The organism is Limnofasciculus baicalensis BBK-W-15 (assembly GCF_024178385.1).
Lineage (GTDB): Bacteria > Cyanobacteriota > Cyanobacteriia > Cyanobacteriales > Coleofasciculaceae > Limnofasciculus > Limnofasciculus baicalensis.
The window spans coordinates 1-2711 of record NZ_JAMZMM010000569.1 but is presented as its reverse complement, the minus strand read 5'-3'; the positions used below and the strand labels follow the sequence as shown (position 1 = coordinate 2711).

Below are 2711 nucleotides of genomic sequence, written 5' to 3'. Positions count from 1 at the left end.
CCTTTCATCCCCGGACTCAAGTCACGGGGTTTTCAGGCTATTTTCTTATAATAAAAACGATAACGGCTGGCTCATGTTAGCTGCCCATCCGAGAATTCCCCGATCCCGATGTTCGTATAATAGCTTGCCGCTTCCATCGAAAAAGAAAGTTCCACCTCGCTGTGTCAGATAGGCAGGATTGGAGACGTAAGTATTCCAATTGCTCAAAACTTCCGCCATATTTCGCAGTCGTAAGGTGGCTAACTCAAAAGGGCGCTGAAACCCACTACCCCCAGCTAATTTAAAAAATGAGCCTTGTAGTGGTGGTAGTGGTGCTGCTTTCACTACTTCCTTATCATCAATTAGTTGAGGCGCTTTGCGATCGCCCCAATAACCCCGAAAAACTTCGGCTAGTGTACCGGGGCTGCCAAAACCTCCACACATTAATAGTAGGTTGAGCCAAGCAGTTTGAGTGGTGGAAAGTCCAGGAAGTTTGACACAAAGCCCAGGATAGAGATTAAGCTGGCGATGCAATTGGGCATCCGGATCGACAAACAACCACTCGGCGGGAAATCCTGTATAGTTACAGAATTGTTTTCCTGAATCGAGATTGCCAATCCCAATAGCGCGAATTGCTATTCCTTTAGCTTGCAACTTTTCGGCTTCTCGCTTTAACCACCAAGCGTATTCGAGACTGTCAAAGTCACCAAGTTGGGACCAGACAAGTAGGAGGGTGTGTGGGGCACTCTCGCAGTTTTCTAGAAGCGCTCGTGTTATACCATCGCTGACTCGCTGCCGTTGAGTTTGATGAAGAATTTCGTAGGGGTTCATCTCTGGTTGCTATATAAGGAGGGGGATTTTTTTTCAGACCTCTATGCTTTTTGACCGGGCTATGGTATTATGTAATAATGGGAGTGGTGACTCTAATAAAATTTAGGCACGGATTTCCATTATCTAATTTTAACAAAAAAAAATCAATAGCGCAAGCCCCCAAGTGGTTTTTTTTTATTTTTTTATTCCGTCATTTGGGAAACCACGAAGACACTAAGGCACGAAGAGTAGGATCGGTAATAGCAAACCCTACTGGCTAAATGCTGGTAGGGTTTGCTATATTTGTAATTTGGTGGCGGGAGGCGGATTTGAACCACCGACCTTCGGGTTATGAGCCCGACGAGCTACCAGGCTGCTCTATCCCGCGTCGCTTTGTCTCGGGTCGCTTTATCTAGTATAGCGCTAATTTTCAAAAGTGGCAAGGGGAAAAGAGAAGTTTTTTCAAAATTGGCTGAAATCGTTGTGGCTCCTGGGGTTTAAGGATTAGTCTGAGTGGGATCTCCTTGCTGGAGGCGAATGGCGTGATGGCTTTGCCCATATAAGTCGCTTTCCTGCTATATCAATGCGTGACAGCTTATGACGGCAATTACTCTTTTCTCGGTGGGAGTGCCTTGAATAGGTACTCTCTGGATGAGACTTGTGCCAATTTTCAGATTGTCTACTTTTGAGAGTGGGTACATTTCAATAGTGAAACGCGATATAGCAATCCTAAATCAGTCGTAAATAAATCCAAGCCAAAATCTTTGTAGTGCAGGCATCTTGCCCGCCTATGGTTTGACAACCTATTTAGGATTGCGATAGATGTCTAAAAAAGTCAAAGCTAAGACTCTTTTGGGTTTGAGATTTTAAATTTTATATTTTGAGGAAGCTGGGCAGTTAGTAAACTGGCACAAATCTGACATTTTTACTGTAGAGTAGTATTTACAGTTTATCTAACATAACATTACTGCATAAGTGAGAAAGACCTAGAGATAAGTATTTACAACAAGATAATATCGGGGTAGGCACGGCTAATCAACACTAGGCTTTTTTAACTCCATCAATCCTTCCCCACCCTACATTTTACTAAAATTAGGTTTCAAACGCCATGTCTTCCCAACCTAACCGCCCCCTGAGAATTGAACTTATTGTTTCTGCATCTCGCCCAGAGTTACTGCAAGGGTTAGATGTCTGGTTGCGTTTAGGTTTATTGAGTGATATTCAAGTAAAGCGAATCAGTCAAACCTATTTATCTTGTCTCCTACCGGAATTGGTGGTTACTCCTCCTGCACCTATTCGTCGGATTTCTCATCCCAGAGAAATTGAAACGCCTATTCCTACTCCCACTCTGTCACCTCTTCCTCTATCGGGAATATGGCAGTCTTTTCAAGATGAATTAAGTGTTAGATGGTTACTGTTTTTGGGTGTTTTTCTGGTAGTAGTTTCTTCTGGTGTATTAGCAGCAACTCAATGGCAGAATTTTCCTCCGGCGGGGCAGTATGGGGTGTTATGGGGATATACGATAATTTTTTTTGGTATTGGGATTTGGGCAAGGAATAAGCAGAATTTAAAGTTAACTTCCCAAACTTTGGAGTTGGTGGCGCTTCTCCTCGTGCCTGTAAATTTTTGGGCGATGGATAGTTTTGGTTTGTGGCGTTATTTCTGGGAATGGATAGTTGTTATAGTCGCGGCTTTTTCCCTCACTGGTATTATTCTCTTTAATCAAGCAATTCGAGATGATTCTTCTCGCTTCACTTCTCGCACTTCACTAATGTTATGTCTGGGTTATCTACATTGGGGTTGGCATTTTTCGGGAATGCCGCTGTTGGCTGTTTATTTGGGTGTAATTGGCACTACTATTTTTCTGCCTCAAAGCCGCAGTAGGGGGAGAGGGGGAAATGGGGCAGATGTAGAAGAGGGGG

The 2711-nt window shown here is 43.6% G+C and carries 1 protein-coding gene, 1 tRNA gene and 1 pseudogene; 1 reads left to right on the top strand and 2 read right to left on the bottom strand.

The features are described from left to right. Nucleotides 1–45: 45 nt before the first annotated feature. Nucleotides 46–810 carry a peroxiredoxin-like family protein gene (locus tag NJ959_RS28215; RefSeq protein WP_254015081.1) on the bottom strand — a complete coding sequence of 255 codons (765 nt, stop codon included), beginning with the start codon at nucleotides 808–810 and terminating at the stop codon, nucleotides 46–48. A gap of 290 nt (nucleotides 811–1100) precedes the next feature. Further along, nucleotides 1101–1177 (bottom strand) — tRNA-Met (locus NJ959_RS28210). A gap of 720 nt (nucleotides 1178–1897) precedes the next feature. Here NJ959_RS28210 and NJ959_RS28205 point away from each other — a divergent pair. Next, nucleotides 1898–2711, top strand: a pseudogene (locus tag NJ959_RS28205) (DUF2157 domain-containing protein); the annotation flags it as partial.

What these genes read in the sequence shown, in the direction of transcription:
- NJ959_RS28215 (WP_254015081.1), bottom strand. Translation starts at nt 810, where the DNA reads ATGAACCCCTACGAAATTCTTCATCAAACTCAACGGCAGCGAGTCAGC.